The sequence below is a fragment of the Pustulibacterium marinum genome, assembly GCF_900116665.1.
Taxonomy (GTDB): Bacteria; Bacteroidota; Bacteroidia; order Flavobacteriales; family Flavobacteriaceae; genus Pustulibacterium; species Pustulibacterium marinum.
In genome coordinates this window covers 43,273-49,929 of record NZ_FPBK01000019.1, presented here as the reverse complement: position 1 = coordinate 49,929, position 6,657 = coordinate 43,273, and the positions used below count along the sequence as shown (strand labels likewise).

6 protein-coding genes are annotated in these 6,657 nt (G+C 36.0%); 5 read left to right on the top strand and 1 reads right to left on the bottom strand.

What is annotated here, in order from left to right:
- The coding region (locus BM383_RS17380) for a transposase (protein WP_143106462.1) at positions 1-339 on the bottom strand (339 nt) is incomplete at its 3' end.
- Positions 340-682: 343 nt separating this feature from the next.
- Here BM383_RS17380 and BM383_RS17375 point away from each other — a divergent pair.
- The 5 genes from BM383_RS17375 (at position 683) to BM383_RS17355 (ending at position 6,656) form a co-directional block, all read left to right on the top strand.
- On the top strand, positions 683-1,516 hold the full coding sequence (locus tag BM383_RS17375; RefSeq protein WP_093026427.1) for an oxidoreductase: 834 nt from the start codon (positions 683-685) through the stop codon (positions 1,514-1,516).
- 18 nt (positions 1,517-1,534) lie between these two features.
- Positions 1,535-2,455 carry a helix-turn-helix domain-containing protein gene (locus BM383_RS17370; protein ID WP_093026426.1) on the top strand — a complete coding sequence of 307 codons (921 nt, stop codon included), beginning with the start codon at positions 1,535-1,537 and terminating at the stop codon, positions 2,453-2,455.
- A 298-nt stretch (positions 2,456-2,753) separates the two neighbouring features.
- On the top strand, positions 2,754-3,422 hold the full coding sequence (locus tag BM383_RS17365) for a hypothetical protein (RefSeq protein ID WP_093026425.1): 669 nt from the start codon (positions 2,754-2,756) through the stop codon (positions 3,420-3,422).
- Between the two features lie 392 nt (positions 3,423-3,814).
- The gene (locus BM383_RS17360; RefSeq protein WP_143106461.1) at positions 3,815-5,212 is read left to right on the top strand and encodes a hypothetical protein; all 1,398 of its coding nucleotides are present in this window, start codon (positions 3,815-3,817) and stop codon (positions 5,210-5,212) included.
- A 367-nt stretch (positions 5,213-5,579) separates the two neighbouring features.
- Positions 5,580-6,656, top strand: a complete 1,077-nt coding sequence (locus tag BM383_RS17355; protein WP_093026423.1) for a sensor histidine kinase — start codon at positions 5,580-5,582, stop codon at positions 6,654-6,656.
- The last annotated feature ends 1 nt before the right edge of the window (position 6,657 follow it).

Below are 6,657 nucleotides of genomic sequence, written 5' to 3'. Positions count from 1 at the left end.
GAAGAGTTGGCGTGTACGACTCATGGTAGAGTGCCATGGTAGGGGTTCGCCTAGGTTATAGCCCAGAAAGAATAAAATATCGAGTCGCATACTGCTTACTTCGATGAGTTTACGGTCTGAGGTTATATTTTCTAAATAGCCCACCAAACAGAGTTTAAAGAACACGGTTGGGTCAATGCTTTTTTGACCACTAACGCCGTAATAGGGTTTGGTGAGTTTGTATAAATATTGAAGCTGTAAAACCTGCTGTAATTTTCGATACACATTGTTTTGAGGTACATGGTCACTGAGTAGAAACTGGGTGAACAATGCTTCTTGTATGATCTTTTTGCCTTGCATACAGTAAGATACGAAAAAAATAACGGTTGCACCTTAAAAAGGGTGGAGATTTTTTGCTAACTTGTGTAACAGGCACAAAGCATATAAAAAATAAAGGAGTAGTTTTCTGCCCAAAGTGAAAACACAAACCAAACACAACGTTAATCTGAAAAATTAAAGTATAAACTCTTTACTTTTCATATACAATTCCGTTATGCACAAGCGTGAAAAACGCTACGACCAAAAAAGAACCAAGCCCACCCACCACCTGATTTTATCCATTTTGAACACAACATCATAGGATTTGAACACTTTTTTATGTGTCAACCTGCTCACTTTTGTACCATAATTTAAACGAATGATTATGAGTAATAAGAAAGTGTGGTTTATCACAGGAACATCAAAAGGATTTGGATTGGCATTGACAAAACTGGCATTGTCTCAAGGTCATCAAGTTATCGCTACATCAAGAAGTATCGAAGAGTTAAAAAATTCGATTACAGAAAAGCAAGACAATTTCTTGCCTTTGAAAGTCGATATTACTTCCGACAAAGAAGTTAAAAATGCTGTTCAACAAGGCATTGAAAAATTTGGAAGAATAGATGTAGTGGTCAATAATGCAGGCTATTCATTGGTAGGTAGCATGGAGGAAATAACAGACAAGGAATTTCGTCAAACCGTGAACGTTAACTTGTTCGGAACAGTCAATATTTTGCGAAATGTAATGCCTCATTTACGAAAACAACAGTTGGGACATATCATCAATATTGCTTCCAATGCAGGTTATGTTGGTTTTGCCAATGCCACAAGTTACAACGCTTCAAAATTTGCGGTGGTGGGTATTTCTGAAGCATTGGCACAGGAAGTAAATGACTTTGGCATAAAAGTTACCGTAGTTGCACCAGGACAGTTCAGAACCAGTTTTATGGAAAAAGGTTCTATGCAGTTTGCTAAAAACAGAATTTCAGTTTACGGTTTGGACAAAGCAGAGGAACTTTGGACAAATTACAGCGGACAACAGATAGGTGACCCTGAAAAATTGGTAAAAATACTTGCCGAAATTGTCGAGTTGGAGAATCCACCGTTACGATTGCTATTGGGTACGGACACTTATGACTTGATAAAAGAGCATCGGGAAAAAGAAATGCAAGAGTTTGAAACTTGGAAACATTTGACGCTATCGACCAATTTTGATTGATTTCGTATTTTTATATCAATGAAACGGACAGGAAAAAAACCGCATATTTTTAATTCGATATCCGAATTGCACAGAGCATTGGCTTTGCCAAAACCCAAACACCCATTGGTAAGCGTCATCAATTTTGAAGAAGCAAAATGCTTTGATGATGAGAGTCTGCGTAGCGTGTCCTATAATTTCTACTGTATTGCCATCAAAAAGAATTTTAAGGGAAAAATGAAATACGGACAACAGTACTACGATTTTGATGAAGGTGTGATGACATTCTTTTCACCTATGCAGGTAGTAACCACCGACATTGTTGAAGGGTTAAAATTATCAGGATATTGGTTGGTGGTTCATCCCGATTTCATCAGAAATTATACATTGGGAAAAACAATAAAAAACTACGGCTATTTTTCTTATTCAGTCAATGAAGCCTTACACCTTTCGGAAGATGAAGATAAAGCAATAACCACCATAATGCAGAACATAGAAAATGAATACCGTTCTGTAATAGACCATTTTAGTCAAGATGTTATCGTTTCCCACATAGAATTGTTGCTCAACTATTGCAACCGTTTTTACAACAGACAATTCATTACACGAAGGACGGCAAGCAATGATTTGTTGGTAAAATTGGAATGTCTGTTAACCGATTATTTCAACAGCGAACAAATACAGGAATCGGGACTTCCTACAGTTCAGTATGTTTCAAGTCAATTGAACATTTCGGCAGATTATTTAAGCGATATGCTTCGCAATCTTACAGGACAAAATACGCAACAGCATATCCACAACCATTTAATCGAAAAAGCCAAAGAGAAATTATCTACCACCGAGCTTTCTGTTAGTGAAATTGCTTACGAATTGGGGTTTGAGTATCCGCAATCGTTCAGCAAACTGTTCAAGACCAAAACTAATTTAACGCCTTTAAAATTTAGGCAGTCGATTAATTAGGGCGTGTTAACACAAGTCATTATTAATAATTCAACAATCAGAGCAGAAAATATAAAGCCTTATATGAATTGAAATACCGCAAATAAATATCCTAACGACCGAAGTATAATTAGGAATGCCAGTGCATAACAAAGATGTATAACCGCAATTTGCTTCGCCAGTCGCTAGGCTCTAGTCGGCGGATTCGACTACGTCCGAATCTACTCGGAATTGCTAACGCCAGTTCTTAACCGAAAATCATTATCTTTAATCCCGTAACTGACGGTTATACGAGACCGTCACCTACCATTTGAACCGAATGAAGTACTTTACATTTCACATAGACGACTCTGGAGCAATTGAGGACATTGATTATAAAAAAAATAATGGACAGAATATTACAGTATGTAAGATGTATGACGATGATGAATTCAACAAACTAAATGACATTTTACATTCTACCAATGAGTTCATTCTGAATAAAAAAGCATTGAACATTTTTAAAGAAAGTAACACAATTCAATATGATTTGAGAAAAGCAAAAGTGCTTCGAATAGAAAAATTGTTTGGATTTATAAAAATTAATAAATCTTACGAATATTTTGATTTGACTTTTCCTGACAAAAACGCAAATGAATGTTACAATTGGATTGACTTTGAGAAAAGTGAAATACTGGCAACCGATGAAAATGGAGAAATAATTAAAATCTTATCCCATAAACAAGAATTGGAATTAATCGCTGAAAACAAATCTGACTCTCAAAAAAAATACTCTTTTGAGACTAAAAAAGTGGTTTTTGGAAAAGACTTCGATTATGACACTGACTTGTTCAAAATACCTCATTATTCTTGGGGAATTTATGTTTCGGAGAGATTAAAAAACAAATTAGAAAACGCAAAAATAACTGACATTGGATTTGCTGAAAACAAAGAAAAACTAGGCAAAATGTGGAAACCGCATTTCCCAATTATAGAATTTGAAAAATAAAAACTGCCACTAACATTGGTAATTGTTGCACAACTCCTTGGTAAAAGTTGGAGGTTGGGTTATACAAGTCGCTTTTGAGCGACTTTTTTGTTTTTAGCGGTAGTGGATTTTCTGGTTTTTCGGAAGGCTTACAAGCAGATTATGGGCTTTTAGGAAGGCTTTTATGGCCATTGTAAGCAGGCGTGTGTTTCCCTGATTACTATGGGCCTTTTTGGTGGTGTATTTTAGGTGTTTTTTGAGATTATAGTCAAAGGTCCGGCTGAAAAAAGTGCTTGGTATGTTACCTCTTTACAAACATTGTAACCTATCTGGTTGTGAATCATATTTAAAAAGATAAGTGTAACGTTTTAGAGTAAATGTATACTTATAAATTACTTACCTTCGTTCACCACATGAAAAGCAAAGATAGCTCCATACAGTTAGGCCATAGGTTTCCAAAGCTTTCCAATACACAAAAAATTGTAGGTATTGTTTTAGGAGTATTCTCTGCGTTTGCGCTGTATGAATTTGGATACATGATTCGTGAAATTATAAGGGTTTCAAGTATAGATGATGCCTACAATATTTTTGTGTTGAGTGATCTACAAACGTGGTTTTATAATTTCTTTTTGGGAGCCGTTGCGGCTATTTTCGGGCAGTCGGTTACCATTAACTATTGGTTGTACAAGCCCAAGCAATCTTTTCAGAAAAAAACGGTACACAGGAATGCTATTGTAAACGATCAGCGAAACTTGATGTCCTATTTCCTAAGTTGGTTTTTGCGCGTAGCCCAATTTGCTTTTTTAGCCATGGTACCTGCCATGAGTTATTATTCAGAAGGTTTGAATACATATTATGTACTCATTTGTGTGTTAATCATTCTTGTCTTGTTTCTTCAAAGTTGGACTTCTCTTCGGTTGGTTTATAAAAGAGAAAGCCTACGCTATATGGGAATTTCTTTTGCAGCAATCATAGGCGTTGCATTAACCTTCTCTTTCATCAATTTTCTAGATTACCAAACACTCAACAAGAATGTGCTGGCTAAGAACATAATGCGTGCGTATGAGATTCAATTACCAAAATCGGATGCTTATGAAAAAGTAAGTAGCAGAACTAAGAATATACCCATTTATATTGTAAAAGATAGCATCGCTGCAGATAGTACCTTGTTTTATTTTGAAAACACAGCGATGAACAAATCTCAGATGATAGATGAGATACAGCGACTCAAATCCAGCCTACGTACTATACCTTTTGAATTCTATATTTCGTTTAATATACATGTTGGGGAGGGAGTTACAATGAAAGAAATAAATAAAATACGAGAAGTTGTATCCTATTTTGGTATTAATTGGACAGGATTTGCCGTAGCCCCCAATAAAGATACACATGAACAACATGCTAATGATAAGCATACTGTTTATTTGCGTGTTCCGGACAAAGCTGCTTTTTACAAATTTGATTCCGTACACCAATACAATCCGATTATAAAAATCACACAAACAGCTCAGGATAAGTGCTTATGGAATGGGGAAGAAGTGCAACTTAACACCTTGAAACAGCAATTGTATGATATGCCAACAACGAATCCTAATTACTTTGTGTATTTCTATAGTAATGAAGATGCCAGCTATAAAAATTACATCCAGATTGTTTTAGCTGCTAAAGAGGCTTTGCAATTGCAAAGAGATACATTGGCTTTGAAACAATTCCATAGATCATACCAAAATACTACGGATACTCAAAAAATGGAACTCAATTATGAATTACCATTTCGGTTTATGGAAGTATTACCTACGTGGAGTAAATAACTCATAGGAATAGCAGCTCAGTATTTATCCTAATTTTATAAAGCATAAAAAAAATTAACAAACGCTGTAACCCCTTGTTATTACTAGCTTTACAAGGTTATAGTAGTTTGTTTTGTTAAATTTTGTGTGCTTGATAATCAGTTGATTATGTCTTTTTTCAATTATAAAACGGTTAAAAGTCAATAAAAACTAACGGCAGCTAGTATGTGAAAAAGCAGGCGTTGGTGGTTAAGAATGAATCACTATACCGATTTGGTAAACTATGGTTATGTACATCAGTTATAGTTTTAAAACAAGAAAACAAATAGATAGAGGATTGCAAAATCAGTGAAGTTTATAGAAACTTGTATCTTTAGCTAAAAAAGCTGTGAATACTACCGAAGAAATTTTAAAAGAACGCATCAAAGAGCTTACGTGTTTGTACGAGGTGTCTTCCATAATTGTAAATACAGATGCCAACCAAATTCCAGAAACTTTCAACGCCATTACGCAAAGTTTGCAAAGAGGATTTCAGTATCCCGACCATACAGAAATTGCAATTACCACTCCTGTGCATAGCATTGCCACCGGAACCATAGCTAATAAGGAACAATTAACAGCAAGTATCAGGGTTTTTAATAACGATAGCGGAAGTATTATAGCAGCTTTGCCTAGCACTGAATATGCTTTTCTGAAAGAAGAACAACAGTTGCTAGACAGTGTGGCGCTAAAAATAGGCAACTTGCTAGAGCGGGTAGAAATTCAGCAAAACGAATTGCAACTAAGACGCCAAATGCAACGTGCCGATAGGTTGGCTATTTTAGGAGAAATTACCGCAGGTATTGCGCATGAGCTCAATACTCCGTTGGCTAATATTTTAGGATTTGCAGAGCTTCACAAAGCCGATTTAGAAGAAAAAGGCTTGGAGCATAGCGATGTGAATAAAATAATTCAGAATGCTATCTTTGCTCGTGAAGTAGTTAAAAACCTTATGTTTTTTACCTGTGCTATGCCGCAAGAAATGCAGCAGATCAATATGGTTCCGCAGTTAAAAAGTGCGTTAGAATTGTTAGACAGTACGTTTAAAAAGAAAGGCGTACGCTACGAAACCAAGATTGCAAAAGACGAGATTAGTATCAAAGCCGATACCATACAGTTTACCCAGATTGTTTTCAATTTAATTATGAATGCTATCTATTTTTCGCCCACAGGCGGAAAGGTAACTATTGAGGCCAACGAAACCGAAACCCATGCGGTGATAAAAGTGATAGATGAGGGAAGTGGCTTAAGTGATGAGGCTTTAGATAAAGTTTTTGAACCCTTTTTTACTACCAAGCCAACAGGCGATGGCACCGGCTTAGGGCTTAGTGTAGTGCATGGTATTGTGGCGAGCCATAAAGGAAGTATTACCGCAGCGAATCATACCAATGGTGGAGCTATTTTCACCGTAAAAATTCCAAAATAAA